This window comes from Micromonospora sp. IBSANI012 (assembly GCF_052814045.1).
In genome coordinates this window covers 4,697,995-4,723,726 of sequence record NZ_CP199933.1, presented here as the reverse complement: position 1 = coordinate 4,723,726, position 25,732 = coordinate 4,697,995, and the positions used below count along the sequence as shown (strand labels likewise).

At 74.4% G+C, this 25,732-nt stretch carries 31 protein-coding genes; 28 read left to right on the top strand and 3 right to left on the bottom strand.

The window, feature by feature from the left end:
- Window positions 1–139: 139 nt before the first annotated feature.
- The 14 genes from ftsZ to ACTWM8_RS21680 all read left to right on the top strand — a co-directional run bounded on the left by ftsZ (window position 140) and on the right by ACTWM8_RS21680 (window position 12,479).
- Window positions 140–1,255 carry a cell division protein FtsZ gene (ftsZ, locus tag ACTWM8_RS21745; RefSeq protein ID WP_334573038.1) on the top strand — a complete coding sequence of 372 codons (1,116 nt, stop codon included), beginning with the start codon at window positions 140–142 and terminating at the stop codon, window positions 1,253–1,255.
- Between the two features lie 9 nt (window positions 1,256–1,264).
- Window positions 1,265–2,011, top strand: a complete 747-nt coding sequence (locus tag ACTWM8_RS21740; RefSeq protein ID WP_446210648.1) for a YggS family pyridoxal phosphate-dependent enzyme — start codon at window positions 1,265–1,267, stop codon at window positions 2,009–2,011.
- 193 nt (window positions 2,012–2,204) lie between these two features.
- On the top strand, window positions 2,205–2,894 hold the full coding sequence (locus tag ACTWM8_RS21735) for a cell division protein SepF (protein WP_446210647.1): 690 nt from the start codon (window positions 2,205–2,207) through the stop codon (window positions 2,892–2,894).
- Window positions 2,895–2,923: 29 nt separating this feature from the next.
- Window positions 2,924–3,223, top strand: coding sequence for a YggT family protein (locus ACTWM8_RS21730; protein WP_238452142.1), 300 nt, complete (start codon window positions 2,924–2,926; stop codon window positions 3,221–3,223).
- Window positions 3,224–3,275: 52 nt separating this feature from the next.
- Window positions 3,276–4,076 (top strand): DivIVA domain-containing protein, encoded by an 801-nt coding sequence (locus ACTWM8_RS21725; RefSeq protein ID WP_446210646.1) that lies wholly within the window; start codon window positions 3,276–3,278, stop codon window positions 4,074–4,076.
- Between the two features lie 71 nt (window positions 4,077–4,147).
- The gene (locus ACTWM8_RS21720) at window positions 4,148–4,837 is read left to right on the top strand and encodes a hypothetical protein (RefSeq protein WP_446210645.1); all 690 of its coding nucleotides are present in this window, start codon (window positions 4,148–4,150) and stop codon (window positions 4,835–4,837) included.
- Window positions 4,838–4,846: 9 nt separating this feature from the next.
- Window positions 4,847–5,152, top strand: a complete 306-nt coding sequence (locus tag ACTWM8_RS21715; RefSeq protein WP_210774742.1) for a DUF167 domain-containing protein — start codon at window positions 4,847–4,849, stop codon at window positions 5,150–5,152.
- A gap of 22 nt (window positions 5,153–5,174) precedes the next feature.
- Entirely contained in the window at window positions 5,175–6,677 is a 1,503-nt protein-coding gene (locus tag ACTWM8_RS21710; RefSeq protein ID WP_446210644.1) for a potassium/proton antiporter, read from the top strand.
- Window positions 6,678–6,901: 224 nt separating this feature from the next.
- A complete protein-coding gene (locus ACTWM8_RS21705; protein WP_154943859.1) occupies window positions 6,902–7,321 on the top strand; it encodes a TraR/DksA family transcriptional regulator in 420 nt (139 codons plus the stop codon).
- 67 nt (window positions 7,322–7,388) lie between these two features.
- A complete protein-coding gene (lspA, locus tag ACTWM8_RS21700) occupies window positions 7,389–8,015 on the top strand; it encodes a signal peptidase II (protein ID WP_446210643.1) in 627 nt (208 codons plus the stop codon).
- Window positions 8,012–8,959: an RluA family pseudouridine synthase gene (locus ACTWM8_RS21695; RefSeq protein WP_346539296.1), complete on the top strand. Its 948-nt coding sequence runs from the start codon at window positions 8,012–8,014 to the stop codon at window positions 8,957–8,959. The genes lspA and ACTWM8_RS21695 overlap by 4 nt, the downstream gene beginning before the upstream one ends.
- Window positions 8,960–9,020: 61 nt before the next feature.
- Window positions 9,021–9,941, top strand: a complete 921-nt coding sequence (locus ACTWM8_RS21690; RefSeq protein ID WP_446210642.1) for a hypothetical protein — start codon at window positions 9,021–9,023, stop codon at window positions 9,939–9,941.
- A gap of 97 nt (window positions 9,942–10,038) precedes the next feature.
- Window positions 10,039–11,514 (top strand): AAA family ATPase, encoded by a 1,476-nt coding sequence (locus tag ACTWM8_RS21685; RefSeq protein ID WP_446210641.1) that lies wholly within the window; start codon window positions 10,039–10,041, stop codon window positions 11,512–11,514.
- Between the two features lie 56 nt (window positions 11,515–11,570).
- Window positions 11,571–12,479 (top strand): DUF2567 domain-containing protein, encoded by a 909-nt coding sequence (locus tag ACTWM8_RS21680; protein ID WP_446210640.1) that lies wholly within the window; start codon window positions 11,571–11,573, stop codon window positions 12,477–12,479.
- Here the strand turns inward: ACTWM8_RS21680 and ACTWM8_RS21675 are convergent.
- Window positions 12,394–13,092 carry an LON peptidase substrate-binding domain-containing protein gene (locus ACTWM8_RS21675; protein WP_446210639.1) on the bottom strand — a complete coding sequence of 233 codons (699 nt, stop codon included), beginning with the start codon at window positions 13,090–13,092 and terminating at the stop codon, window positions 12,394–12,396. The genes ACTWM8_RS21680 and ACTWM8_RS21675 overlap by 86 nt on opposite strands.
- 106 nt (window positions 13,093–13,198) lie before the next feature.
- On the opposite strand from ACTWM8_RS21675, the gene hisD reads away from it, so the two are divergent.
- From hisD to hisF, 12 genes are all read left to right on the top strand, one after another.
- Window positions 13,199–14,521 carry a histidinol dehydrogenase gene (gene hisD / locus ACTWM8_RS21670; RefSeq protein ID WP_446210638.1) on the top strand — a complete coding sequence of 441 codons (1,323 nt, stop codon included), beginning with the start codon at window positions 13,199–13,201 and terminating at the stop codon, window positions 14,519–14,521.
- Window positions 14,518–15,591: a histidinol-phosphate transaminase gene (locus ACTWM8_RS21665; protein WP_446210637.1), complete on the top strand. Its 1,074-nt coding sequence runs from the start codon at window positions 14,518–14,520 to the stop codon at window positions 15,589–15,591. Before hisD ends, ACTWM8_RS21665 begins: the two co-directional genes overlap by 4 nt.
- A complete protein-coding gene (hisB, locus tag ACTWM8_RS21660; protein WP_358008740.1) occupies window positions 15,588–16,199 on the top strand; it encodes an imidazoleglycerol-phosphate dehydratase HisB in 612 nt (203 codons plus the stop codon). The genes ACTWM8_RS21665 and hisB overlap by 4 nt, the downstream gene beginning before the upstream one ends.
- 58 nt (window positions 16,200–16,257) lie before the next feature.
- Window positions 16,258–16,428, top strand: a complete 171-nt coding sequence (locus ACTWM8_RS21655) for a hypothetical protein (protein ID WP_172894262.1) — start codon at window positions 16,258–16,260, stop codon at window positions 16,426–16,428.
- Window positions 16,428–17,054: an imidazole glycerol phosphate synthase subunit HisH gene (gene hisH, locus ACTWM8_RS21650; protein WP_446210636.1), complete on the top strand. Its 627-nt coding sequence runs from the start codon at window positions 16,428–16,430 to the stop codon at window positions 17,052–17,054. The genes ACTWM8_RS21655 and hisH overlap by 1 nt, the downstream gene beginning before the upstream one ends.
- Window positions 17,055–17,117: 63 nt before the next feature.
- Window positions 17,118–17,441 (top strand): hypothetical protein, encoded by a 324-nt coding sequence (locus ACTWM8_RS21645; protein WP_346539313.1) that lies wholly within the window; start codon window positions 17,118–17,120, stop codon window positions 17,439–17,441.
- A 16-nt stretch (window positions 17,442–17,457) separates the two neighbouring features.
- Window positions 17,458–18,183 carry a bifunctional 1-(5-phosphoribosyl)-5-((5-phosphoribosylamino)methylideneamino)imidazole-4-carboxamide isomerase/phosphoribosylanthranilate isomerase PriA gene (gene priA, locus ACTWM8_RS21640; protein WP_238449452.1) on the top strand — a complete coding sequence of 242 codons (726 nt, stop codon included), beginning with the start codon at window positions 17,458–17,460 and terminating at the stop codon, window positions 18,181–18,183.
- Window positions 18,180–18,569: a RidA family protein gene (locus ACTWM8_RS21635; RefSeq protein ID WP_446210635.1), complete on the top strand. Its 390-nt coding sequence runs from the start codon at window positions 18,180–18,182 to the stop codon at window positions 18,567–18,569. The genes priA and ACTWM8_RS21635 overlap by 4 nt, the downstream gene beginning before the upstream one ends.
- A gap of 92 nt (window positions 18,570–18,661) precedes the next feature.
- Window positions 18,662–19,105: a MarR family winged helix-turn-helix transcriptional regulator gene (locus ACTWM8_RS21630; RefSeq protein ID WP_446210634.1), complete on the top strand. Its 444-nt coding sequence runs from the start codon at window positions 18,662–18,664 to the stop codon at window positions 19,103–19,105.
- A 2-nt stretch (window positions 19,106–19,107) separates the two neighbouring features.
- Window positions 19,108–19,539, top strand: a complete 432-nt coding sequence (locus ACTWM8_RS21625) for an organic hydroperoxide resistance protein (RefSeq protein WP_446214623.1) — start codon at window positions 19,108–19,110, stop codon at window positions 19,537–19,539.
- 43 nt (window positions 19,540–19,582) lie between these two features.
- Window positions 19,583–20,581 carry an NADP-dependent oxidoreductase gene (locus tag ACTWM8_RS21620; protein ID WP_446210633.1) on the top strand — a complete coding sequence of 333 codons (999 nt, stop codon included), beginning with the start codon at window positions 19,583–19,585 and terminating at the stop codon, window positions 20,579–20,581.
- A gap of 76 nt (window positions 20,582–20,657) precedes the next feature.
- Window positions 20,658–21,425 (top strand): imidazole glycerol phosphate synthase subunit HisF, encoded by a 768-nt coding sequence (hisF, locus tag ACTWM8_RS21615; RefSeq protein ID WP_446210632.1) that lies wholly within the window; start codon window positions 20,658–20,660, stop codon window positions 21,423–21,425.
- Window positions 21,426–21,639: 214 nt separating this feature from the next.
- Here the strand turns inward: hisF and ACTWM8_RS21610 are convergent, their stop codons facing one another.
- Both ACTWM8_RS21610 and yczE read right to left on the bottom strand, forming a co-directional pair.
- On the bottom strand, window positions 21,640–22,098 hold the full coding sequence (locus tag ACTWM8_RS21610; RefSeq protein WP_154943830.1) for a hypothetical protein: 459 nt from the start codon (window positions 22,096–22,098) through the stop codon (window positions 21,640–21,642).
- Between the two features lie 57 nt (window positions 22,099–22,155).
- Window positions 22,156–22,809, bottom strand: a complete 654-nt coding sequence (yczE, locus tag ACTWM8_RS21605) for a membrane protein YczE (protein ID WP_446210631.1) — start codon at window positions 22,807–22,809, stop codon at window positions 22,156–22,158.
- Window positions 22,810–22,867: 58 nt separating this feature from the next.
- Between yczE and yczR the strand changes: the two genes are divergently transcribed.
- Window positions 22,868–24,325: a MocR-like transcription factor YczR gene (yczR, locus tag ACTWM8_RS21600; RefSeq protein WP_446210630.1), complete on the top strand. Its 1,458-nt coding sequence runs from the start codon at window positions 22,868–22,870 to the stop codon at window positions 24,323–24,325.
- A 62-nt stretch (window positions 24,326–24,387) separates the two neighbouring features.
- Window positions 24,388–25,677: a low temperature requirement protein A gene (locus tag ACTWM8_RS21595; protein WP_446210629.1), complete on the top strand. Its 1,290-nt coding sequence runs from the start codon at window positions 24,388–24,390 to the stop codon at window positions 25,675–25,677.
- The last annotated feature ends 55 nt before the right edge of the window (window positions 25,678–25,732 follow it).

Below are 25,732 nucleotides of genomic sequence, written 5' to 3'. Positions count from 1 at the left end.
GGTTGACATAACTGTAAGCCTCTAGTAGAGGGTGAGGGTTTATTCCTGATCCTCTGTGGTGACAGCTGTCGTCGATCGTTGGTCTGGCCACGCCGTACCCGGTCGGGGCGATGCCAATCTCGAAGGGAAAGGACCGGAGATGACACCTCCGCACAACTACCTGGCGGTCATCAAGGTCGTCGGCATCGGGGGCGGCGGCGTCAACGCCGTCAACCGGATGATCGAGGTTGGGCTCAAGGGCGTCGAGTTCATCGCGATCAACACCGATGCGCAGGCGCTGCTGATGAGTGACGCAGACGTCAAGCTCGACGTCGGCCGGGAGTTGACCCGGGGCCTCGGCGCCGGCGCCAACCCGGATGTCGGGAAGAACGCCGCCGAGGACCACCGCGACGAGATCGAGGAGGTGCTCAAGGGCGCCGACATGGTCTTCGTGACCTGCGGCGAGGGCGGCGGCACCGGCACCGGTGGCGCGCCGGTGGTGGCGAACATCGCCCGCAAGCTCGGCGCGCTCACCATCGGCGTGGTGACCCGGCCGTTCTCCTTCGAGGGCAAGCGCCGCCAGGTGCAGGCCGAGTCCGGCATAGACGAGCTGCGCAACCAGTGCGACACGCTGATCGTCATCCCGAACGACCGGCTGCTGGCGCTCGGCGACCGCAACATCTCCATGATGGACGCCTTCCGCACCGCCGACCAGGTGCTGCTCTCCGGTGTCCAGGGCATCACCGACCTGATCACCACGCCGGGTCTGATCAACCTGGACTTCGCCGACGTCAAGAGCGTGATGAGCGGCGCCGGCAGCGCGTTGATGGGCATCGGCAGCGCCCGCGGCGAGAACCGCGCGGTGGAGGCGGCCGAGGCGGCCATCTCCAGCCCGCTGCTGGAGCAGAGCATGGACGGCGCGCGGGGCGTGCTGCTCTCCATCGCCGGCGGCTCCGACCTCGGCCTGTTCGAGATCAACGACGCCGCCCAGCTGGTCACCGACGCGGCGCACCCGGACGCCAACATCATCTTCGGCGCGGTCATCGACGACGCGCTGGGCGATGAGGTCCGGGTCACCGTCATCGCGGCCGGCTTCGACGGCGGCGCGCCGTCGTACAAGGCGGCCGAGGCGCCGCGCAAGACCAACCAGAACCAGCCGGCGCCGCAGAACCCGCCGGTCGCGCCGCCGACCACCCTGCCGGCCCAGCAGCAGTCGCCGCGCCGGGTGCTCTTCGACGACGTGGACGTGCCCGACTTCCTCAAGAACGGTTCCTGAGCTCCGCCGATGACCGACGAACCAGCCACGGTACGGCCCGACCGGCGTGCCGAACTCGCGACCGGGCTGGCCCGGGTCCGCGCCCGGATCGCCGACGCCTGCGCCGCCGCCGGACGGGACCGCGCCGAGGTCACCATGATCGCGGTCACCAAGACGTACCCGGCCGGCGACGTGGTCGCGCTGGCCGGGCTCGGGGTGACCGACGTGGGGGAGAACCGCGACCAGGAGGCCGCCCCGAAGGCGGCCGAGGTGGCCGCCGCCGGGGTGGCCGTCCGCTGGCACTTCATCGGCCAGCTGCAACGCAACAAGGCCCGCTCGGTGGTCCGCTACGCCGACGTCGTGCACTCGGTGGACAGCGTCCGGCTGGCCCGGGCCCTGGACGCGGCCGCGTCCGCCGGCCGGGACCGGCCGCTGGACGCCCTGGTGCAGGTGAGCATCGACGGCGACCCGGCGCGCGGCGGCGCGCTGCCGGACTCGGCCGACCCGGACCGCGGGCTGGGCCCGGTGGCCGAGGCGCTGGCCGGGGCCGGCGGCCTGCGGCTGGCCGGGCTGATGGCGGTGGCGCCGCTGGGCTGGGAGCCGGAGCGGGCGTTCGCCCGGCTCGCCGAGGTGGCGGCGCGCTTCCGCGACCGGCACCCGGAGGCCACCGCGCTCTCCGCCGGAATGAGCGGCGACCTCGAACCGGCCATCGAATATGGCGCGACACATGTCCGCGTCGGCAGCGCGTTGCTCGGAATGCGTCCCACGCTGCGGTAGCCTGACTGCGATAGAAGCAAATTACATCTGTGTTGTTTCAGGAACGGCGTCCCGTTGTCGGGGGCCACGGCGGGCGGCCGCGAATCGCCTGTCGGGGGATTGCCGCTCCGATCCGGTGGGCATGGATTGTCCATTCGTGATCAGGCGACACGGCACGGGGGTGCGTGCCGCACGGCGGACGGAAGGGCGCGGGATGGGTGCACTGCGCAAGGCGGGGGTCTGGCTCGGTCTCGTCGAGGAGGATGACGAGCGGGCCTACGACGACGGCTACGACAAGCCGGGCTACCGCGACTCGCGGTACCGGTCGAGCCGGTACTCCGAGGAGTTCGCCGACGACGAGGACGAGTCGGAGGAGCCGCCGGCGCCGCGCCCGCGGCTCGGCGAGCGGGGCCGGCTGAGCGAGCGCGGCGCGAGCCGGGCCATGGAGGCCGACCGGGCCGACGACGAGCGTCCGGAGCGGGTCGAGCGGTCCAGCGTCCGCTCGATCACCCGGTCCGGCGCGGGGGAGACCTCGGGTGCGCTGACGTACCACACGCGGGACAACCTGGCCCTGGCTCCGCAGACCCAGCCGCGCGAGCGCGCGGTGGTGGCCGAGGAGGAGCAGCGCTACCAGATCACCACGCTGCACCCGACCACCTACCGGGAGGCGCGCACCATCGGCGAGCACTTCCGCGACGGCGTTCCGGTGATCATCAACCTCACCGAGATGGACGAGGCGGACGCCCGCCGGTTGGTGGACTTCGCCGCCGGGCTGGCGTTCGGGCTGCGCGGTACGATCGAGCGCGTGACCAACCGGGTGTTCCTGCTCTCACCGGCCAACGTCCAGGTCACCGCGGAGGACAAGGCCAAGATCGCTGAGGGCGGCTTTTTCAGCCTGAGCTAAGTCCGCCCGACCGAGGGACGTCGCCTGCCGTGTTGTCGATCGTGCTCCAAGCGCTGTACCTGCTCCTGTATCTCTTCCTGATTGTGCTGTTGGCCCGATTCGTCCTCAGCGCCGTCCTGCAGTACGGTCGCCGTTGGCAACCGGGACGCGGGGCGTCGGTGGGACTGGAATCCGTGTGGAGCGTCACTGATCCGCCTCTCAAGGCGTTGAGGCGTGTGATCCCTCCACTGCGAATTGGTACCGTGAGCATCGACCTGGCCTCCCTTGTGCTCCTGGTTATCCTGTTCGTGCTGATGGAGTTCGTGTTGAAGCGGTTGATCATCGGATGAACGTCCGGTGGCCCAGCCCGCTACGCGGCCGCAACTGACCCGAGGAGTTTCGATGCCGCTGACCCCGGCCGACGTCCACAACGTCGCCTTCAAAAAGCCGCCGATCGGCAAGCGGGGGTATGACGAGGAGGAGGTCGACGCCTTCCTGGACGAGGTCGAGCGTGAGCTTGCCCGTCTGATCGAGGAGAACAACGAGCTGCGCGCCCAGGTGGAGCGCGGCGGCCGTGGTGGCGCTCCCGCCGGCCCCGGCGGCGACGCCCGTCTCGCGGCGGAGCTCAACGACGTCAAGGCCCAGCTCGACCGGGTGCAGCGCGACAAGGCCGCGGCCGAGCAGGCCGCCCGGGCCATGCAGGCCGAGCTGGAGCAGGTCCGCTCCGCCGGTGGCCCCGCCGGCGGCGCCGACGGCGAGCAGCAGGCGCTGCGGGTGTTGATGATGGCCCAGCGCACCGCCGACGACCACGTGTCGGACGCCCGCCGCGAGGCCGACCAGCTTCTCTCCGAGGCCCGGTCCAAGGCCGAGGAGGTCACCCGCGAGGCGCGCGCCAAGGCCGACGCCCTCGAGCGGGACGCCCGCCAGCGGCACCAGGAGGCCATGGGCGGCCTGGACGCCAAGCGCACCGCGCTGCAGAAGCACATCGAGGAGCTCAAGCAGTTCGAGCGCGAGTACCGCACCCGGCTCAAGGCGTACCTGGAGAGCCAGCTGCGGGACCTCGACGGCCGGGGCCAGGGCCTGGAGGCCGAGATGACCCGCGCCGAGGGCAGCCGCGCCGCCACCGGCAACGGGCTGGCCGCCCCGAGCCTCGCCGGCTCGTACGGCGGCGGTCGCTCCGGCGCTCTCGAAGCCGGTCGCTGATCCACGGTCGGCGGCCGTCGCCCGACGGTCGCCGACCGCGCCACACCGACACGACGCGGCGGGGGTGAGCCGTGATAGTCGCAAGTCTGCTGCTCATCCTCATTGCGGTCGTACTGCTGGTGCTCGGTCTCGCTGACGGCTCCAGCACCCTGTTGATCAGTTCCATCGCGGCCAGCCTGTTGGCCGCCGTCGCGTTGGTCGCGGGCGCCCGCCAGGTGGCCGCCACCAAGGCGACGACGGACCGGCCCGGGCCGCGCGCGGGCCGGGGTTTCGCGGGTACGCCCCGCGTCACGACCCCGCCGGAGCCCTACGCCCCGGTGGAGCCGGAGATCCCCGTCCAGCACGTTCCCACGACGAGCGGCACCGGTGGCGAGGGGTGGCGGCAACCGCCCGAGCCGCCGGTGACCGGCGACGCCGACCCGTGGGAGCCGCAGGCCGAGAGCCCGTGGGACTCGGTGAGTCCGGCGCCGGGCCCCTGGCGCGACGGAGCGGCCGGCGGCTGGGCGGCGGAACAGGCCGCGGTCGACGACGAACCGGAGGCCCAGGACGTGTCCCCCGCCGACGCCGCGTGGGTGGCCCGGCTCGACACCGAGGTGCGGGTCGTCGACGGCCGCCCCCGCTACCACCTCCGCTCCTGCCCCCACCTGCTCGGCCGGGACGACGAGCCGCTGCCGGTCTCCGAGGCGGTCTCGCTCGGCTTCACCCCCTGCGCGGACTGCGCGCCGGACACCGCCCTGCTCGCCGACACCCGACCCGGCTGAGTCGCGTCGATGCCCACCGGGGAGCCGCTCACCGTGGCGGTACGCGTCAAGCCCGGCGCCTCCCGCGCCCGCGTCGGCGGCCGCTTCGACGGCCCGCACGGCCCCGCGCTGGTGATCGCGGTGAACGCGCCGGCCGTCGACGGGCGGGCCACCGAGGCGGCCCGGAAGGCGCTGGCCGGCGCGCTCGGCGTACGACCGGCCGCGGTGTCGCTGCGCACCGGCGCGGCCAGCCGCGACAAGCTGTTCACCGTCGAGCGTCCGGCCCCCGGGCTGACCGACGTGCTCCGCCGGCTGCGCGACGGATCGGACGGGTGAGGGCGCTGCGGGTCGGTGGCCCGTGACGCCGGGGCTGGACCTCGGGCTGCTGCTCGGCGCCGCCGTCCTGCTGGTGGCGATCGGCGCGGTCCGCTTCTCCACCCGTCTCGGCGTACCGAGTCTGCTGGTCTACCTGGCGCTCGGGGTGGCGATCGGGGAGGCCGGCCTCGGCATCCGCTTCGACGACGCCGAGCTGACCCGGGTGCTCGGCTTCTGCGCGCTGATCGTGATCATCGCGGAGGGCGGGTTGACCGCCCGGTGGAGCACCCTGCGCCCGGTGCTCGGGCTGGCCGCCGCCCTGTCCACGGTCGGGGTGCTGGTCAGCATCCTGGTCGTCGGCCTGGTGGTGCACCTGCTGCTCGGCCTGGACTGGCGGCTCGCCCTGCTCTACGGCGCGGTGCTCTCCTCCACCGACGCGGCGGCGGTCTTCGCCACGCTGCGCCGGCTGCGCCTGCCGCCCCGGCTGGTGGCCACGCTGGAGGCCGAGTCCGGGATGAACGACGCCCCGGTGGTGATCCTGGTGGTGCTGCTCTCGCGCGGCGCCGAGGGCGGTCACCCGTGGTGGTACGAGGTGTTCCTGGTCGGCTACGAGCTGGGCGTCGGGGCGGCGGTCGGGCTCGCCGCCGGGCTGACCGGCCGCTTCGCGCTGCGCCGCGCGGCGCTGCCCTCGTCCGGGCTCTACCCGATCGCCGCGGTCGGCTTCACCGTGCTGGCGTACGCCGCCGGGGCGGTGCTGCACGCCTCCGGCTTCCTCGCCGTGTACGTGGCCGGGGTGCTGCTCGGCAATGCCCGGCTGCCGCACCGGCAGGCCATTCTGGGTTTCGCCGACGGGCTGGCCTGGCTGGCCCAGATCGGGCTGTTCGTGCTGCTCGGGCTGCTGGCCACGCCCAGCCGGCTGGACGCGGCGGTGCTGCCGGCGGTGGTCGCCGGCCTGGCCCTGCTGCTGCTGGCCCGGCCGCTGTCGGTGCTGGTGGCCGCGCTGCCGTTCCGGGTCAACCTGCGCGAGCAGGCGTTCCTGTCCTGGGCCGGGCTGCGCGGGGCGGTGCCGATCGTGCTGGCCACCATCCCGCTCTCCGAGCGGGTGCCCGGGGCGGACCGGCTCTTCGACGCGGTCTTCGTCCTGGTGGTGATCTTCACGCTGTTGCAGGCGGGGACGCTGGCGCCGGCGGCCCGCCGGTTGCGGGTGACCGCGCCCGCCGAGCTGGCCGAGATCCGGGTGGAGACGGCGCCGCTGGAGCGGATGCGGGCGGACCTGCTCCAGTTGGAGGTGCCGCCGGGTTCCCGGCTGGCCGGGGTGCACGTCGACGAGCTGCGGTTGCCGGTGGGTGCCTCGGTGACCCTGGTGCTGCGCGACGGGGCGGGTTTCGTGCCCGGCCCGGACACCCGGCTCAAGGCGGGCGACAGCCTGTTGATCGTGGCGACCGCCGGGGTGCGGGACGAGGTCGAGCGGCGGCTGCGGGCGGTCAGTCGGCGGGGTCGACTGGCCAGGTGGTTTGGCGAGTACGGCGAGGATCGCGATGGCTGATCTGCTAGCGTTCCCTTTGCCCCAATTAGGGCTTACTAGGGGCTGAATAGCGGTACGACGGTGCGCCACGTTGTCGGACGCCTGTACGTTCCGTATTCTTGCCAACCTCCGGAGTGCGCGGCCCTCGTTGCCGTGCGCCCGTTTTGTTACGTGGGGGACGCCAGGCCGGTGACCCCTGCCCGGACACCGCCGACCGCCGCGCTACGCGGCTGAGGGAGCTGACGATGGCGAAGCCAGCCGACACCAGGACCGCCGGCCGCAAGCCTGCGGTGAAGGCCACCCGCAGCGCGGCGGAGACCGAGAAGATCCGGGCGGCCCTGGCGGCCCGACGGGACGAGCTGCGAGCCGAGTACGATCAGACGCTGAGCGAGATCACCGAGCTGCAGCGCGACCGGCTGACCGACTCGGCCGGGGACGACCAGGCCGACACCGGCACCAAGACGTTCGAGCGCGAGCAGGAGATCTCCCTCGCCAACAGCATCCGGGAACGGATCACGCAGGTCGAGCGGGCCCTTGAGCGCCTCGACGAGGGTGGCTACGGGTGGTGCGAGCGGTGCGGGAACCCGATCCCGGTCGAGCGGCTCGCCGCCTTCCCGTCGGCGACCCTCTGCGTGACCTGCAAGCAGCTGGAGGAGCGGCGCTGACGTCCGCTCCCCGGTGACACACGCGAGACGGTGAACCGCTCACCGTCGGACAGTCGATGGGGAGTCGATGACCACAGCACCGACCGCCGGATCCGGCACCGCTGAGCCGGGCGACGGTACGCCTCGCCGCAAGGCGGTCGTGGTCCTGGTCAGCATCGCCCTCGCGGCCCTGCTGGCCGACCTGTTCACCAAGCACCTCGCGCTGGTCACGCTCGACGACCGGGGGCCGGTACGCCTGCTCGGCGGCGCCGTCTACCTGACCCTGACCCGCAATAGCGGGGCGGCCTGGAGCATCGGCGCGGACCACACCTGGGTCTTCCCGCTGATCACCATCGGCGTGGTCGGCTGGATCGTCTGGATGGCGGTCCGGCTGCGCTCCCTGCCCTGGGCGGTCTCCCTCGGCCTGGTGCTGGGTGGCGCGCTGGGCAACCTCACCGACCGGATCTTCCGCGCCCCCGGTCACTTCGTCGGGCACGTGGTGGACATGGTCAGCCTCTTCGACCCGTACGGGCAGGTCTGGCCGGTGTTCAACCTGGCCGACAGCGCGCTGGTCTCCGGGGTGCTCCTCGCCGTGCTGCTCGAACTGACCGGTCGCCAGCGCGACGGCAGCCGGGCCGGTACGCAACGCGCCGCTGAGAACGCCGCGGCCGGCGACCGGGACGCCACCGGCGCCCAGCCCCGGGAGCGGGCGTGACCTCGGCCTTCGCCGCCGGTGGCGGTGACCAGCGTTCCCTGCCCGTCCCCGACGGGCTCGACGGCATGCGCCTGGACCAGGCGGTGTCCCGGCTCTTCGGGCTCTCCCGCACCGCCGCGGCGGCCCTGGTCGACGCCGGTGACGCGCTGGTCGACGGGACCGCGCGGCCCAACTCGCACAAGGTGAAGGCCGGCTCCTGGCTGGAGGTGACCCTGCCCGCCCCGGTCGCGCCGCCGACGGTGGTGCCGCAGGCGGTGCCGGGCCTCACCGTGGTCCACGCCGACGACGACATCGTGGTGGTGGACAAGCCGGTCGGCGTGGCCGCCCACCCCAGCCCCGGCTGGACCGGGCCGACCGTGATCGGCGGCCTCGCCGCCATCGGGCACCGGATCTCGACCAGCGGCGCCGCCGAGCGGCAGGGCGTGGTGCACCGGCTCGACGTCGGCACCACCGGCATCATGGTGGTGGCCAAGAGCGAGCAGGCGTACACCGCGTTGAAGCGGGCGTTCAAGTACCGCGAGGTGGAGAAGCGCTACCACGCCGTGGTGCAGGGGCACCCCGATCCGCTGCGCGGCACCATCGACGCCCCGATCGACCGGCACCCGCACCACGACTACCGCTGGGCGGTGGTCTCCGGCGGCAAGCCGAGCATCACCCACTACGACACCATCGAGGCGTTCCCGGCGGCGAGCCTGCTCGACGTGCGCCTGGAGACCGGCCGCACGCACCAGATCCGGGTGCACTTCTCGACGCTGCGGCACCCCTGCGTGGGCGACATCACCTACGGCGCCGACCCCACCCTCTCGGCCCGACTCGGGTTGGGCCGGCAGTGGCTGCACGCCCGTTCGCTGAGCTTCCTGCACCCGCGTACCGGTGACGAGGTGACCTTCGTCAGCGAGTACCCGGACGACCTGGCCCGGGCGCTGGCGATCCTGCGCGACTGACCGCACCCGGTCCGAGCCGACCGAACCGCACCCGATCCGAGCCGACAGGGGGCCCGCGCCGGTGAGCGCCGCCGTACCGCCACCGGCCGACCGGCCGACACCGCCGGTGGGCCGGCCCGGCCGTGCCCGGCCGCGCTGGCTGACCTCGGCCGCGCTCGTCGCGGTGGGGGCGGTGCTGCTCACCGCCGGCTGGGCGGGGCGCCGGGAGGAGCCGGTCGGTGACCGCACGGTCGGCGAGGTCACCCGGGTCGGGGTGCGGCCCGGCGACCGGATTCCCGAGTACGTGCGCGCCGCCGCGGCGGAACTGGCCGCGCTGCCGCCGTCCGATCCACCGTCCGGCACGTACGCGCTGGTCTCGTTCACCGGCTACCTGGCGCCGGCGCAGTTGCCCGGCGTGCTCGCCGACGCGCCGGTCTCCGAGGTGGTGACGCGGGTGCCGCTGCCCGACCGGCAGACCGAGGTGGTCCGCCTGGCGGCGCAGCTGCTGCCGCAGGACGTGGTCGCCGGGATGGCGGCGGTGGCCGACCGCAAGGACCGGGAGGCCGCCGACCAGCGCGCCCGCGCCGCCGGCACCGCCGAGGGTGAGCTACGGCGGGTGTACGCCACCGGCGCGGAGGTCGCCGCGCGGGAGGCGGGGGCGTACCGGGCGGGGTGCGCGTGCGTCTACGCGGCGGTGGTGCGCGCCGACCCGGCCGTGCTGCGGAAGCTGGCCGGCCGGCCCGGGGTGCGGGCGGTGGACCCGGCCCCGGAGCTGCGCCGGCTGGACCGGGCGGTGGTCCTGCCGCCGTTGCCCGAACAGCGGGACGTGGTGCGACCGCCGGCCGACAGCGCGCTGGAGCCCTCGTCGGTGGGCGTTTCGTCGGAACAGGCACGGGACGTGATCGATCCCTCACCCGGCGGATCGGCCGGCTCGCGGGCACCCACACCGCCTCCGACCTCGCCGGACACCGGCGGCGGGGGTGGATCGGCGCCGGGCGGGTGAGGATTGCCCATGGGGGATGTGCGGCGACAGGTGTGGTCCGAATAGGGTTTCGTTCGTAGCCTGTCAGGCGGAGATCGATGGGCGGGGAGGGCGAGCCTTGGACGGCACCGAGACCGGCTGGGGCCGGTCGGCCGAACCGGCACCGCGATGGCGGGCCTTGCTCGACCGTGCCCGGCTCGGCGGTCGCGCCGGCGAGCCGGCGGAGGCCGACCACCGCCCCGAGGAGCCGCCACCGGCGCGCGAGTCGCTGCCTCGGCGCGGGCCGGGCACCGGCTGGTCCGGCCGGGCCTCCGCCGCCGTGCCGCCCGTCGAGCCCCGGTACGGCGCCGACCCCGGCTACCGGGCCGAGGCGACCTACCGGGTCGACCCGGCGTACCGGGTGGAGCCGTCGTACCAGCCCGAGCCGTCGTACCGGAGTGAGCCGGGATACCCGCCCGAGCCCTCCTACCGGGCCGAGCCCGGTTACCCGCCCGAGCCGACGGCGGAGTCCCGCTACGCGTTGCTGGACAACGGCTACCGGCACGAGCCCCCGCCGGTCGAGTCGCGGTACGCCCCGCTGCTCGACGACGGCTACCGACCCGGTTACGCCCCGGCCGAACCGGCGTACCCGCAGCAGCCGTCGTACCGGCCCGAGCCGACCTATCCGCCGGAGCCGGCCGTGCCCGCCGAGCCGGCGTACCCGCCGGCGGTGACCGCCGACCGGGGCTACGCGCCGGCGCGGATCGAACCGGCCCGGATCGAGTGGCGCCCGCAGGCCCCGCAGGACGAGCAGGAGCGGGCCGCCGGCGTGCTGCGCCGCGACCTCGGCACGCCCCGGGTGCTCGCCTTCGCCAACCCCAAGGGCGGGGTGCACAAGACCACCGCCACCGTGCTCGCCGCGGCCACCGTCGGCAGCGTCCGCGGCCGGGGCGTGCTGGCCTGGGACGACAACGAGCTGCGCGGCACCCTCGGGCTGCGCGCCGGCAGCGCCCGGCACGCCCGGACGATCCGGCACCTGATCAGCGACCTGGCGCACATCGAGATCCGTGAGGGCGCCGAGTTGCTGGAGTCCCTCGACGACTACCTGCGGCACGCCTCCGACGGCTCGTACGACGTGCTGGCCGGCGAGGAGAGCCCCCGGTTCGCCCAGCGGCTGGACCAGTTCACCGTCAAGCGGGTGCTGGAGCTGCTGCGCCGCACCCACGACGTGGTCTGCGTGGACACCGGCAACAACGTGGAGAGCGCCAACTGGCGCACCGTCATGCACGCCGCCGACCAACTGGTGGTGACCACCGTGCCGCGCGAGGACGCCGCGTTCAGCGCGGACTGGATGCTGGACCTGCTGCACGAGGAAGGGATGGGGGAGCTGGCCGACAACGCGGTCACCCTGATCTCCTGCCCGACGCCCGGCCGCTCCCAGCTCCAGGAAGACCTGGAACGGCACTTCGCCACCCGTACCCGGGCCGTCGCCGTGGTGCCGTACGACCCGGCGCTGGAGACCGGCTCCTCGATCGAGTACCACCAGCTCCAGCCGGAGACCCGGCAGGCGTGGCTGCGCGCCGCCGCGGTGATGCTGGAGCCGTTCGCCCGCTGAGAGGCTGTCCGGCCACCGGCGCCCCGCGTCGTCGCCCCGCCTGAGAGGATCACCGGGTGAGCCCGGACACCCCCGATCCGCACCGGTCCGTCGACCGTCCCGACGAGCCGGACCGTGCCGCCGCGCCCGCCGGCCCCGCCCCGCCGGCCCGCTCGGTCGATGACGGCTGGACGCCGCTCTCCGGCGCGCCCGAGGCCGGATCGCCCGCAGAGCCGGGCCCGGTCGAGCCGGCCACGCCGGGCGGTGGCCCCTGGCCGTACCCGGGCGGACCGGGACCGGCCGCGTCCTGGCCCCCGGCGTACGCCGGCCTTCCGGAGCAGCCCGCCGACCGGCCCCGCCGGCCCGTCGCGGCGACCCTCGCCACCGTGCTCGGGCTGACCGTCCTGGGCGTGCCGCTCGGGCTGCTCTGGGCCGCCGTGGCCCCGGACACCCCGGTGCTGAAGACCGCCGAGGGCGCCATCTACGCCCAGCCGCAGCCGGAGCAGCCGATCGCCGCCGACGGCTGGTTCAGCCTGCTCGGGCTCGGCTTCGGGCTGCTCGCCGCGGTCGGGCTCTGGGTCGTGCTGCGCCGCCGCCGGGGCCCCGCCGTGCTCGCCGGGGCGGCGCTCGGCGCGCTCGGCGCCGCGCTGGTCGCCTGGCAGGTCGGCCGCCGGGTCGGGCTCTCCGGCTACCAGCGGCTGCTGGAAAACGCCCCGGACGGCACCGCCTTCACCAAGCCGGCCGACCTGCGCGCCGGGGGGATCGAGTGGCTCTTCGGGCTCCTGCCGGTGCCCTTCGGGGACCTGCTGCTGCCGGCGTTCGCCGCGGCCGTGACGTACACCCTGCTGGCCGGCTGGTCCCGCTGGCCGTCGCTGCGCCCGGAGCCGGAGCCCGGCGACCTCAGTTGGGCGCCGGGGGCGACGCCAGCTCCGACAGCGGCACCGGAACCGCCCGCACCTGGCGCAGCAGAGCCGCCTCGCGGTTGAGCAGCCGTAGCTCGGCGCGGAGCCGGGTGGCGGTGTCGTCGATGGCGAGCAGTCGCTGGCGGTCCGCCACGGTGAGCGCGGCCGTCGCGGCGACCAGGTGGGACAGCACGGTCGGGTCCTCCGGCAGCTGCTCGGAGATCTCCTCCGGATCGGGCCGGATCAGCCCGAGGTACTGCCGGAAGACCGCGATCACCCGGGCCGCGAGCAGCTCGGCGACCTCGTCGGTGCCGCCCGGCTCGGGCAGCCATTCGACCTGCGCGGTCAGGTACGGCGCGGCGGAGCGGTCCACATCGGCGATCCGGAACCGCCGCTTGCCCACCGTGACGATGTCGAAGCCGCCGTCGTCGAGCTCGGTGACCTGCCGCAGCTCGGCGGTGCACCCCACCTCGTGCAGCGTCACGTCACCGCCGCCCGGGGTCGACCGGCCGGGCGCCGGGGCGACCTCCCAGCCGGCCTGGATCGCCACTACGCCGAACTCGCGGGGCGCCCCCTCGGGCAGCCCGACCAGGTGGCGCACCAGGGCGCGGTAACGCTCCTCGAATATGTGCAGCGGCAGCACGAGTCCGGGAAAGAGCACCGTTGCGAGCGGGAACACCGGCAGCCGCGCAGTCACCCGTCGAGCCTAGCCCGACCGGATGCCCGCGGCGTGGCTCGGCTCACGCCTCCCGCGGTACGGGCGGCGCGGAAAGATCCCGACGAAGCCGCCTAGACTCGCAAGGGTGTTGAATCGGATCGACCTGCGCGGCGGTGTCCGTGACCCGCGCCGCCTGCTGCCCCGTGCCCAGCTCGACGTCTCCGTGGCCGTCGAGCGGATCCGCCCGCTCGTGGAGGCGGTCCGGGAGCATGGGTACGCGGCGATCCGGGAGGCCAGCGAGCGGTTCGACGGGGTCTCCCCGGCGGTGCTGCGGGTGCCGGCCGAGGCGATCGCCGAGGCCGAGGGGACGCTCGACCCGCAGGTGCGCGCCGCGCTGCTGGAGTCGATCGCGCGCGCCCGCCGGGTGCACGCCGACCAGCGACGCACCGACCACACCACCCAGGTCGTCGCCGGCGGCACGGTGACCGAGCGCTGGGTGCCGGTCGACCGGGTCGGCCTCTACGTCCCCGGCGGCCTGGCGATGTACCCGTCGACCGTGGTGATGAACGTGGTTCCCGCCCAGGCGGCCGGGGTGCGCTCGCTGGTGGTGGTCAGCCCGCCGCAGCAGGACAACGGCGGCCTGCCCGACGCGCGGGTGCTGGCGGCCTGCGCGCTGCTCGGCGTCGACGAGGTGTACGCCGTCGGCGGCGCCCAGGCGGTGGCCATGCTGGCGTACGGCGCGGCGGTCGACGCCGAGGGCAGCGCGCACTGCGACCCGGTCGACATGATCACCGGTCCGGGCAACATCTGGGTCACCGCCGCCAAGCGGCTGCTGCGCGGCGTGGTCGGCATCGACGCCGAGGCCGGCCCGACCGAGATCGCCATCCTGGCCGACGACACCGCCGACCCCACGCACGTCGCCGCCGACCTGATCAGCCAGGCCGAGCACGACCCCCTCGCCGCCAGCGTGCTGGTCACCCCGTCGGTCGACCTGGCCGAGGCGGTCGAGCGGGAGCTGGCCCGGCAGGTACCGGCCACCAAGCACGCCGAGCGGGTGACCACCGCGCTCAGTGGCGAGCAGAGCGGCGTGGTCCTCGTGGACGACCTCGACGCCGGGCTGCGGGTGGTGGACGCGTACGCGGCCGAGCACCTGGAGATCCAGACCGTGGACGCCCGCGCGTGGGCGATGCGGGTCCGCAACGCCGGCGCGATCTTCGTCGGCGCCTGGTCGCCGGTGTCGCTCGGCGACTACTGCGCCGGCTCCAACCACGTGCTGCCCACCGGCGGCTGCGCCCGGCACTCCTCGGGGCTGTCGGTGCAGTCCTTCCTGCGCGGCATCCACCTCGTGGAGTACACCGAGGACGCGCTGCGCGAGGTGGCCCCGCACGTGGTGACCCTGGCCAACGTGGAGGACCTGCCGGCGCACGGCCAGGCCGTCGCGGCCCGCTTCCCCGGGGGGCCGGCGTGACCACCCTGGACGATCTGCCGCTCCGCGACGACCTGCGGGGCCTGCGGCCGTACGGGGCGCCGCAGCTCGACGTGGCGGTGCGGCTGAACACCAACGAGAACTCGTACCCGGTGCCCGAGCCGGTGGTCGAGGCGATCGGCAAGGCCCTCGCGGCGGAGCTGCGCGACCTCAACCGGTACCCGGACCGGGACGCGGTGGCGCTCCGCGCCGACCTGGCGGCGTACCTCGGCCACGGGCTCACCGTCGAGCAGGTCTGGGCGGCCAACGGCTCCAACGAGATCCAGCAGCAGCTGCTCCAGGCGTTCGGCGGCCCGGGGCGCACCGCGCTCGGCTTCACCCCGGCGTACTCGATGCACCCGCTGCTGGCGCTGGGCACCGGCACCGGCTGGGTGCCGGGCGTGCGGGGCGCCGACTTCGGGCTGAGCGTCGACGACGCGGTGGCCCAGGTGCGGGAGCACCGGCCGGACGTGGTCTTCCTCTGCTCGCCGAACAACCCCACCGGCACCGCGCTGGACCCGGAGGTGGTCGCCGCGGTGCTCGACGCCGCCCCCGGCATGGTGGTGGTCGACGAGGCGTACGCCGAGTTCGCCCGCCCCGGCACGGTCAGCGCGCTGGCCGTGCTGCCCGGCCACCCGCGGCTGGTGGTCACCCGGACGATGAGCAAGGCGTTCGGCTTCGCCGGCGGCCGGCTGGGCTACCTGGCCGCCGACCCGGCGGTGGTGGCCGCCGTGCAGCTGGTCCGGTTGCCGTACCACCTCTCGGCGCTCACCCAGGCCGCCGCCCGGGCGGCGCTGACCCACCGCGACGCCCTGCTCGGCACCGTCGACGCGATCAAGGCCCAGCGCGACCGGATCGTCGCCGAGCTGCGCGCCCGCGGCCACCGGGTCGCCGACAGCGACGCCAACTTCGTGCTCTTCCAGGTGGCCGGCGACCAGGCGGTCGCCTGGCGCACCCTGCTCGACGCGGGCGTGCTGGTCCGTGACGTCGGCCTGCCCGGCTGGCTGCGGGTCACCGCCGGCACCCCGGCCGAGACCGACGCCTTTCTCACCGCTATGGAGACGCTGACATGAGTCGCACCGCCCGGGTGGAGCGGATCACCAAGGAGACCAAGGTGCTGGTCGAGATCGACCTCGACGGCACCGGCCAGGCCGAGATCAGCACGGGCGTCGGCTTCTACGACCACATGCTGCACCAGATCGCCCGGCACGGCGGCTTCGACCTCACCGTGCGTACCGTCGGCGACCTGGAGATCGACGCCCACCACACGATGGAGGACACCGCGCTGGCCCTGGGCACCGCCTTCGACCAGGCGCTGGGGGACAAGGCCGGCATCCGGCGGTACGGCTCGGCCACCGTGCCGATGGACGAGGTCCTCGTCCGGGCCGCCGTCGACCTCTCCGGCCGCCCGTACGTGCTGCACGACGAGCCGGCGCTCGCCCCGTACATCGGCCCGGTCTACCCCACCAGCATGACCCGGCACATCTGGGAGTCCTTCGGCCAGTCGGCGCGGATCACCCTGCACGTGGACGTGCTGCGGGCGGCCCGCCCCGGCGGCCACCCGGACGCCCACCACGTGGTGGAGGCGCAGTTCAAGGCGGTCTCCCGGGCGCTGCGCGAGGCCACCGCGATCGACCCGCGCTCGGCGGGCGTGGTGCCCAGCACGAAGGGTGCGCTCTGATGAGCGCGAGGAGTGCAGCGCAGCGGAGCCCCGAAGTCGCGAATGAAGGAGAGCTCTGATGGGGCCGGTGCTGCCGACGCTGCTGCTGATCCTGGCCGGCGTGCTGGCCGGCGGGACCTGGTCGTTGCACCGGCAGGGGGCACCGCGCGGCGCGGTGGTCCTGATGGCGCTGCTGGCCACGCTCGCCACCGTCGGCGGGGTGCTCTGGCTGCTTCCCGGGGAGGGCTGATGACCAGGCGGATCGTGGTGCTGGACTACGGCTCGGGCAACCTGCGCTCGGCCGAGCGCGCGCTGGAGCGCGCCGGCGCCGAGGTGACCGTCACCGACGACCTGGCCGCCGCCGCCGACGCGGACGGCCTGGTGGTGCCGGGCGTGGGCGCCTTCGCCGCCTGCATGGCCGGGATCGAGGCGCTCGGCGCCGGCCCGGTGATCGCCGAGCGGGTCGCCGCCGGCCGGCCGGTGCTGGGCATCTGCGTCGGCATGCAGGTGCTCTTCGAGCACGGCGACGAGCACGGCGTGGTCACCAAGGGGCTCGGGCTGCTGCCCGGCGGGGTGACGAAACTGCCCGCCGAGCGGCTGCCGCACATGGGCTGGAACACGGTCGACGCGCCGGCCGGCTCGGTGCTCTTCGCCGGGCTGCCCGCCGACAGCCGGTTCTACTTCGTCCACTCGTACGGGGTGAACGACGTCGCCGGGCTGGCCGCCGCCGGTGCTATGGTCACCACCGCCCACCACGGCACCGACTTCGTCGCTGCGGTGGAGCGGGGCGCGCTGTCGGCCGCCCAGTTCCACCCGGAGAAGTCGGCCGACACCGGTGCCGCCCTCCTGCGCAACTGGCTGGCCACGGTTGGCTGAGTTGGCGGAGCCGGTCGGCCCGGGGCGGGGCACTGCGGTCGCCGGGGCGCCGCGGGGCACGGCGTGAGCAAGGAGCGGGCCCGCCGCCGCGCCGTCCGGGAGGCCGAGGCCGCCCGGGAACGCGTCGTGCGCCAGCGCCGGCTGGCCCGCCGGCAGCGCACCCGCACGCTGGTACGCCGGCTGACGCCGCAGTGGCGGCGGGGTCGCACCGGCCGGCTGGGCCGCCGCAGCCGGGGGGAGCGGGCCGCGATCGCCGGCCTGAGCCTGGCCGCGCTGTTCGGGATCTGGACGTTCGTCGACGATCTGGCGTTGCGCCTGGTGCTGGTCGTCCTGCTGCTGCTGGTCCTGCCGGCGATCGTCGTGATCGCGCTGGACCGTCGGATCTGATGCGAGGAGAGAGAAGTTGAGCCTCACCCTTCTGCCCGCCGTGGACGTCGCCGACGGCCAGGCCGTCCGGCTCGTGCAGGGCGCCGCCGGCAGCGAGACCGCGTACGGCGACCCGCTGGAGGCCGCGCTGGCCTGGCAGGCCGACGGCGCCGAGTGGATCCACCTGGTCGACCTGGACGCGGCGTTCGGTCGGGGCTCCAACGCGCACCTGCTCGCCGAGGTGGTGCGGCAGCTCGACGTGAAGGTGGAGCTCTCCGGCGGCATCCGGGACGACGAGTCGTTGCAGGCCGCGCTGGGCACCGGGGCGGCCCGGGTGAACATCGGCACCGCCGCGCTGGAGGACCCGCAGTGGTGCGACCGGGTCTGCGGCGAGTACGGCGACCGCGTCGCGATCGGGCTGGACGTGCGCGGTCGTACCCTCTCCGCCCGGGGCTGGACCCGCGACGGCGGTGACCTGTGGGAGGTGCTGGAGCGGCTGGACAAGGCGGGCGCCGCCCGGTACGTGGTGACCGACATCACCAAGGACGGCACCATGCGCGGGCCGAACCTGGACCTGCTGCGCGAGGTCTGCGCGCGCACCGACGCCCCGGTGATCGCCTCCGGCGGCGTGTCCACCCTGGACGACCTCCGGGCGCTGGCCACCCTGGAGCCGATCGGGGTGGAGGGCGTGATCGCCGGCAAGGCGCTCTACGCCGGCGCGTTCACCGTGGCCCAGGCGCTGGAAACGCTGGCCGCCGCGTGACCGTCACCCGATTGGGCTCGGGCGGCCCGTGGGAGGCCGTCTACGGCTACGCCCGGGTGGTCCGGGCGGGCGACCTGGCCTGGACGGCGGGGTGCACGTCGACCGTGGACGGTCGGGTGACGCACGTCGGCGACGCCGCGGCGCAGACCGCGCAGGCGCTGCGGATCGGGCTGGACGCCCTCGCCGAGGTGGGCGCCGGGCCGGGCGACGTGGTCCGGACCCGGCTGTACGTGACCGACCGGAGCTACGCCGACGAGGTGGGCCGGGCGCACAACGCGGTGTTCGGGGCCGTCCGTCCGGCGGCGACGATGGTGGTGGTGGCCGGCCTGCTCGACCCCGACCAGCTGGTCGAGGTGGAGCTGGAGGCCTGGCTCGGCGACCGCTGACCCCGGCCGTCCCGCCCGGGCGGCCGGGTGGTCGGGGCCACATCCTGGCCAGATCGGTTGTGCACAATTCAATCGTGGGCTACGGTTTCCCGGTGACCGATGATCTGGTGCTACGTCGACAGGTGTGCTTCGCGCTCTACGCCGCGTCGCGCGCCCTCACCGACGTCTACCGGCCCATCCTCGACGAGGTCGGCCTGACCTACCCGCAGTACCTGGTGCTGCTGGTGCTCTGGGAGCGCGAGGACGCCCCCACGGTCTCCGACCTCGGCGCCGCGCTGCGGCTGGACTCCGGCACGCTCTCCCCGCTGCTCAAGCGGTTGGAGGCGGCGGGCCTGGTGGTCCGGTCCCGGTCGGCGCGCGACGAGCGACGGGTGGAGGTGGGGCTCACCGCCGACGGTCGGGCCCTGCGGCAGCGGATGGACGAGGTGCCGCTGCAGGTCGCCCGCGCCACCGGCCTCACCGAGGCCGAGCTGATCGCCCTGCGCGACACCCTCACCCGGGTCACCGAGACGATCCACCGACAGAAGGAGCAGTGACCATGCAGGTGCTCTACACCGCGTCCGCCCTCGCCAGCGGCGACGGCCGCGACGGCCACGTCCGCACCTCCGACGGCAGCGTCGAGCTGGACCTGGCGATCCCGAAGGAGATGGGCGGCGCCGGTGGCGCGGCCAACCCCGAGCAGCTCTTCGCCGCCGGCTACGCGGCCTGCTTCCACTCGGCGCTGCGCCTGGTCGCCCGCCGGGCCAAGGCCGACGTCTCCGGCTCGGTGGTCGAGGCCGAGGTCGGCATCGGCCCGAACGGCAGCGGCGGCTTCGGCCTGACCGTCGCCCTCCTGGTCGACCTGCCCGCCGTCGAGCGCACCGCCGCCGAGCAGCTGGTCGCGCAGGCCCACCAGGTCTGCCCGTACTCCAACGCGACCCGCGGCAACATCGAGGTCGCCCTCACCGTCCGCGAGGCCGCCGCGGCCTGAGCGCCGCCCGGCCCTGATCCCCGCGTACGAAAGGACGACCCCCGTGAGCACCAACCGTGAGATCCACCTGGCCTCCCGCCCCCAGGGCTGGCCGACCGCCGACAACTTCCGCCTCGTCGAGACCGAGGTGCCGACGCCCGGCCCGGGCCAGATCGTGGTCCGCAACCAGTTCATGTCGGTCGACCCGTACATGCGGGGGCGGATGAACGACGTGAAGTCGTACGTCCCGCCGTTCCAGCTCGGGGCGCCGCTCGACGGCGGCGCGGTCGGCGAGGTCGTGGCCAGCGAGGCCGACGGCGTCAAGGTCGGCGACACCGTGCTGCACGGCCTCGGCTGGCGGGAGTACGCGCTGCTCGACGCCGAGGCCGCCCGCCCGGTCGACCCGACCATCGCGCCGGTGAGCGCGTACCTGAGCGTGCTCGGCATGACCGGTCTGACCGCGTACGCCGGGCTGCTCGACGTGGCCGGCATGAAGCCGGGGGAGAGCGTCTTCGTCTCCGCCGCCGCCGGCTCGGTCGGCAGCCTGGTCGGCCAGATCGCCAAGCTCAAGGGCGCCGGGCACGTGGTCGGCAGCGCCGGCTCGGCGGCCAAGGTCGAGCGGCTCAAGGCGCTCGGCTTCGACGCCGCCTTTGACTACCACGACGGCCCGGTACGCGACTCGCTCAAGGCGGCCGCCCCCAACGGCATCGACGTCTACTTCGACAACGTGGGCGGTGACCACCTGGAGGCGGCGATCTCGGCGATGAACCTGCACGGCCGGGCCGCCATCTGCGGCATGATCGCGCAGTACAACGACACCGAGCCGCCGGCCGCCCCGCGCAACCTGGCGATGGTCATCGGCAAGCGGCTCACGCTGCGCGGCTTCCTCGTCAGTGACCACGGCAACCTGCGCGAGCAGTTCGTGCGGGACGTCTCCGGCTGGCTGCGCGACGGCAAGCTCTCGTACGACGAGACGGTCGTCGACGGCATCGAGAACGCCCCCGCGGCGTTCCTCGGCCTGCTGCGCGGCGAGAACCTGGGCAAGATGCTCGTCCGGGTGTGAGTCCCGATCCGACGCGGGGCGGTGGCCGGCCTCACAGGCCGGTCGCCGCCCCGTGTCCGTTGGATAGGCTCGCCACATGACGGTGGCGGTACGGGTGATTCCGTGTCTGGACGTGGACGCCGGGCGGGTGGTCAAGGGGGTCAACTTCCTCGACCTGCGCGACGCCGGCGACCCGGTGGAGCTGGCCGCGGCGTACGACCGGGCCGGCGCGGACGAGTTGACCTTCCTCGACGTCACCGCCTCCTCCAGCGACCGGGGGACCATGCTCGACGTGGTCCGGCGCACCGCGGAGTCGGTCTTCATCCCGCTGACCGTGGGCGGCGGCGTACGGCAGGCCGCCGACGTCGACACGCTGCTGCGGGCCGGCGCGGACAAGGTCGGGGTGAACACCGCCGCGATCGCCCGCCCGGAGCTGATCGCCGAGATCGCCGACCGGTTCGGCCGGCAGGTGCTGGTGCTCTCCCTGGACGTGCGCCGGGCACCGGCGGGCACCACGCCCAGCGGGTTCGAGGTGACCACCCACGGCGGCCGCCGGGGCACCGGCCTGGACGCGGTCGAGTGGGCGCGGCGCGGCGCCGAGCTGGGGGCGGGGGAGATCCTGCTCAACTCGATGGACGCCGACGGCACCAAGGCCGGCTTCGACCTGGCGCTGATCCAGGCGGTCCGCGCGGTGGTGGACGTGCCGGTGGTGGCCAGCGGCGGCGCCGGCGAGGTGGCGCACTTCCCGCCGGCCATCGACGCGGGCGCCGACGCGGTGCTCGCGGCGAGCGTCTTCCACTTCGGCGAGCTGACCGTCGGCGAGGTCAAGGACGCGCTGAAGGCCGCCGGTCACCCCATCCGCTGAGGCTCGCGGTCAAGGGACAAGTTCCGGTGTGAGCGTGATACCTCTCAGGTATCAATATGACTCTGAGGTATCACCCTCACCATCGTGGTGCCGTCCGCCGGCTCTGCTACGCGACCTCCGGTCGGCGGTCGGCGATCACGGCCTCCGCGTCGCCCAACCGGCCAGCCCGCCGGCGCCGCCGGCCCCGCCGCCGGCGCCTCCGCGCCTCCGCGGCTCAGCGGCCGGTCCGCCCCTCGGGCGAGCGGCGCGGCGCCGGGATGGACCGGACGATGTACTCCTGGACGGCGGCGGCGTGGTCCTCCTCGGGCAGGTGCCACTCGGCGCTACCGGGGGTGTGCCGCCGGACCAGTACGCCCTGCACGGTGTCCACCGTGGTCCCCACGCCCGCGCTCGGCCGGGTGCGCCAGAGCCGCTCGCCGTCGGGGGTGATCCGGAACCAGCCGTCGGAGACGCTGACCAGGCCGGCGCCGGCCAGCCGGCGGACCGCCGCTTCGACGTCCTCCCGCTCCGGGATCGCCTGGTTGAGGTGCTCCGCGGTGGAGAGGACGTCGGTCAGCCGGACGCCCTCCGGGCGTCGGGTGTCCGCCGCGCGGCGGTGCCGTCCGGCGCCGCTCGCGATCACCAGTGACACGAAGATCCAGGCATCATTCCAGCGCCATCCGCTCTCCCCCATGCACGAATGATGCCCGGCGGGGTCGGTGGAGGAAACACCTACTTTCCCGCCGTGACGTCAGCGCAGCTCAGCGAGGGTGACCGCCGGGGTGTCGGGGGTGGACCGGGGCGGGACGGTGAACAGCGGGGTGAACAACTGGGCCAGCGGGCCGATGGCGAGGGCGTACGCGACGGTGCCGATGCCCGCCGTGCCGCCGAGCAGCCAGCCCAGGGCCAGCACGGTCACCTCGATGCCGGTGCGGACCAGCCGGACCGAGCTGCCCGGGCGCCGGGCGACCAGCCCGGTCATCAGGCCGTCGCGCGGGCCGGGGCCGAGGTCGGCGCCGAGGTAGAGGCCGGTCGCGACGCCGTTGGCGACGATGCCGGTGATCAGCAGGCCGATCCGCGCCGGCAGCGGCAGGCCCTCCGGGAGCAGTGCCACGGTGGCGTCGACGGACAGGCCGATCACCACCACGTTGCTGACCGTGCCGAGCCCGGGCCGCTGCCGCAGCGGGATCCAGAGCAGCAGCACCACCGCGCCGACCAGGATGCTCGCCGTGCCGACCGAGATGCCGGTCTGTCGGGACAGGCCCTGGTGGAAGACGTCCCACGGGTTCAGCCCGAGGCCGGAGCGGATCATCAGGGCCATGCTGACGCCGTAGAGAACCAGCCCGACGTAGAGCTGGGTGAGCCGCCGGACCGGCCGGTGCCGCAGATTGCCAATCGCTGCCATGCATGCCACCCTAGGTGCCAATCGTGGCGAGGGAAGAGCCAATTTGGGAGGGGTGGCCGTGACCAGCCAGGTGCGGGGAGCCCAATTGGCTCGGCTGCTGGGGCAGTGGCACGCCCTTCCGGGCCGCCGTCGCAGCCCGGACTACGCCGCGCTCGCCGCCGCGGTCCGCGGCCTGCTCGCCGACGGCCGGCTCCCCCTCGGGGTGCGCCTGCCGGCCGAGCGGGAGCTGGCCGAGGCGCTGCGGATCAGCCGGACCACGGTCACCGCCGCGTACCGGCAACTGCGCGAGACCGGGCACCTGGCCAGCCGACGCGGGGCGGGCAGCTGGACGATGCTGCCCGGCACCCACCGGGTGGCCAGCACCGGGCTGTGGACCCCGCTGGACGACCGCGACATGATCGACCTGGGCGTTGCCGCGCTGGCCGCCCCGCCGCAGCTGGTGCCGGCCGCCCGCGCCGCCGCCGAGGACCTGCCCCGCTATCTCGGCGGCGCCGGCTACCACCCGACCGGGATCATCGAGCTGCGCGAGGCGGTCGCCCGGTCGTACACCGCGCGGGGGCTGCCCACCAGCGCCGAGCAGATCATGGTGACCAGCGGTACCCAGCACGCGCTGGACCTGGTGCTCCGGCTGGCGCTGGCGCCCGGCGGCAGCGTGCTGGTGGAGTCCCCGACCTATCCGAACGCGCTGGCCGCGCTGTCCGCCCGGCGGGCCCGGATCACCACCCACGGGCTGGCCGTCGACGGAACCGGCTGGGACGCCGACCTGCTGCTGGGCAGCATCCGCCAGGTCCGGCCCAAGCTGGCCTACCTGATCCCCGACTTCCAGAACCCGACCGGTCACCTGATGTCGGCCGAGCTGCGCGAACGGGTGGTCGCCGCCGCCCACACCGCCGGCACCGACCTGGTCGTCGACGAGTCGTTCGTGGACCTCCCGCTGGACGGCACCGAGCTGCCCCCGCCGGCGGCCACCTTCGACCGGCACAGTCGGGTGATCAGCATCGGCGGAATGAGCAAGCCGTACTGGGGTGGGCTGCGGATCGGCTGGGTGCGCGCCTCCGCGCCGCAGGTGCAGCGGCTGGCCGCGGCCCGGGTCGGCGTCGACATGGCCAGCCCGGTACTGGACCAGCTGGTCGCGGTGCACCTGCTCGCCGACGCACCGACCATCGTCGCCGCCCGCCGGGCCCAGCTCGCCGCGCAGCGCGACGCCCTGCTCGACGCGCTCGCGCAGCGTCTGCCCGACTGGCGGGTCACCGCGCCGCACGGCGGGGTCACCCTCTGGGCGGAGCTGGACGGGCCGATCTCCAGCGCGCTGGCCCGGGCCGCCGAGGAGGTCGGCGTACGGCTGGCGCCCGGCCCCCGGTTCGGCCTGGACGGGACGCTGGAACGCTTCCTGCGGCTGCCCTTCACCCTGCCCGCCGCCGACCTGGTCGAGGCGGTGGGCCGGCTCGCCGCGGTCCGCTACGACCTGGACCGGGCCGGGCGTCCGCAGTGGCGGGAGGCGACGGTCATCGCCTGAGCCCGGCGCGGTGGACCCACCGGGGACGCCACGCCGCGGTCCCGGCTGCCAGACTGTGCGCCGTGACGAACGGCGGTACGACGCGGCGCGCGCCGCGGATGCGGGCCGTGACCGAGGGCGCCTCGGTCACCCCGCTGGAGCTCTTCTTCGACCTGGTCTTCGTCTACGCGCTCACCCAGGTGACCGCGCTGATGGCGGGGGACCTGAGCTGGTGGGGCATGCTGCACGGGCTGCTCCTGCTGGCCCTGCTCTGGTGGTGCTGGTGCTGCTACGCCTGGCTGGGCAACACGGTGCGCGCCGACGAGGGTGTGGTCCGGGTGGCGCTGTTCGCGGTGATGGGCACCATGTTCGTCGTCGCGGTGACCATTCCCGAGGCGTTCACCGACCTGCCCGGCGGGCTCTCCGGCCCGGCCGTCTTCGCAGCCGGCTACCTGGTGGTCCGGGTGCTGCACCTGGTGATCTACTGGCACGCCGCCCGGGCCCGGGACGACGCCGCGCTGCGCCGGCAACTGCTGCGGGCGGCCCTGCCGATGCTGGCCGGGGCCACCCTGCTGTTCACCGCCGCCCTGCTGCCCCAGCAGCTCGCCGACTCCCCGCACCAGGAGGACGTCATCCGGACGGCGCTCTGGGCGCTCGCCCTCGCCCTCGACTACGGCGGCATCATGGCCATCGGCGCGAGCGGCTGGCGGGTCTACTCGGCCGCCCACTGGACCGAGCGGCACGGGCTGATCATCATCGTCGCGCTCGGCGAGTCGCTGGTGGCGATCGGCGTCGGGGTGACCGCGCTGCCGATCTCCTGGCCCATCATCGTCGCGTCGTTCCTCGCCATCGCGGTGGCCGCCGCGCTCTGGTGGGCGTACTTCGACGTGGTGTCGATCGCCGCGGAGCGGGTGCTGGCCCGGGCCGAGGGCGCCGAGCGGGCCGCGCTGGCCCGCGACTCCTACACGTACCTGCACCTGCCGATGGTGGCCGGCATCATCCTGCTCGCCCTCGGTTTCAAGAAGGTCCTGTCGTACGTGGGCGACGGCACCGAACACGAGCTGACCGACCCGCTGCACGGCATCGGCCTGTACGCCCTCTACGGCGGGGTGATCCTCTACCTCCTCGGCCATCTGGGCTTCCGGCTGCGCAACATGCGTTCGGTCAACCGGCCGCGGGCGGTGACCACCGTGCTGCTGGTGCTGCTGATCCCGGTCGCCGACCGGCTGCCGGCGCTGGCCGCCCTCGGGCTGCTCGCCGTGGTCTGCGTCGGGATGATCGCGGTCGAGGTGGTGCTCTTCGGCGACGCCCGGCGCAAGCTGCGTGACGCCTTCCTCGCCGAGCACGGGTCCGCTGCGGCGCCCGACCACTAGACCGGCCGCCCACCCGGGTGGGGTTGGGCCGATCCACCCCGGCCGCGCCGGGCCC

What these genes read in the sequence shown, in the direction of transcription:
- ftsZ (WP_334573038.1), top strand. Translation starts at nt 140, where the DNA reads ATGACACCTCCGCACAACTACCTGGCGGTCATCAAGGTCGTCGGCATC.
- ACTWM8_RS21740 (WP_446210648.1), top strand. Translation starts at nt 1,265, where the DNA reads ATGACCGACGAACCAGCCACGGTACGGCCCGACCGGCGTGCCGAACTC.
- ACTWM8_RS21735 (WP_446210647.1), top strand. Translation starts at nt 2,205, where the DNA reads ATGGGTGCACTGCGCAAGGCGGGGGTCTGGCTCGGTCTCGTCGAGGAG.
- ACTWM8_RS21725 (WP_446210646.1), top strand. Translation starts at nt 3,276, where the DNA reads ATGCCGCTGACCCCGGCCGACGTCCACAACGTCGCCTTCAAAAAGCCG.
- ACTWM8_RS21715 (WP_210774742.1), top strand. Translation starts at nt 4,847, where the DNA reads ATGCCCACCGGGGAGCCGCTCACCGTGGCGGTACGCGTCAAGCCCGGC.
- ACTWM8_RS21705 (WP_154943859.1), top strand. Translation starts at nt 6,902, where the DNA reads ATGGCGAAGCCAGCCGACACCAGGACCGCCGGCCGCAAGCCTGCGGTG.
- lspA (WP_446210643.1), top strand. Translation starts at nt 7,389, where the DNA reads ATGACCACAGCACCGACCGCCGGATCCGGCACCGCTGAGCCGGGCGAC.
- hisB (WP_358008740.1), top strand. Translation starts at nt 15,588, where the DNA reads ATGAGTCGCACCGCCCGGGTGGAGCGGATCACCAAGGAGACCAAGGTG.
- ACTWM8_RS21655 (WP_172894262.1), top strand. Translation starts at nt 16,258, where the DNA reads ATGGGGCCGGTGCTGCCGACGCTGCTGCTGATCCTGGCCGGCGTGCTG.
- hisH (WP_446210636.1), top strand. Translation starts at nt 16,428, where the DNA reads ATGACCAGGCGGATCGTGGTGCTGGACTACGGCTCGGGCAACCTGCGC.
- ACTWM8_RS21625 (WP_446214623.1), top strand. Translation starts at nt 19,108, where the DNA reads ATGCAGGTGCTCTACACCGCGTCCGCCCTCGCCAGCGGCGACGGCCGC.
- hisF (WP_446210632.1), top strand. Translation starts at nt 20,658, where the DNA reads ATGACGGTGGCGGTACGGGTGATTCCGTGTCTGGACGTGGACGCCGGG.
- ACTWM8_RS21610 (WP_154943830.1), bottom strand. Translation starts at nt 22,098, where the DNA reads ATGGGGGAGAGCGGATGGCGCTGGAATGATGCCTGGATCTTCGTGTCA.
- yczE (WP_446210631.1), bottom strand. Translation starts at nt 22,809, where the DNA reads ATGGCAGCGATTGGCAATCTGCGGCACCGGCCGGTCCGGCGGCTCACC.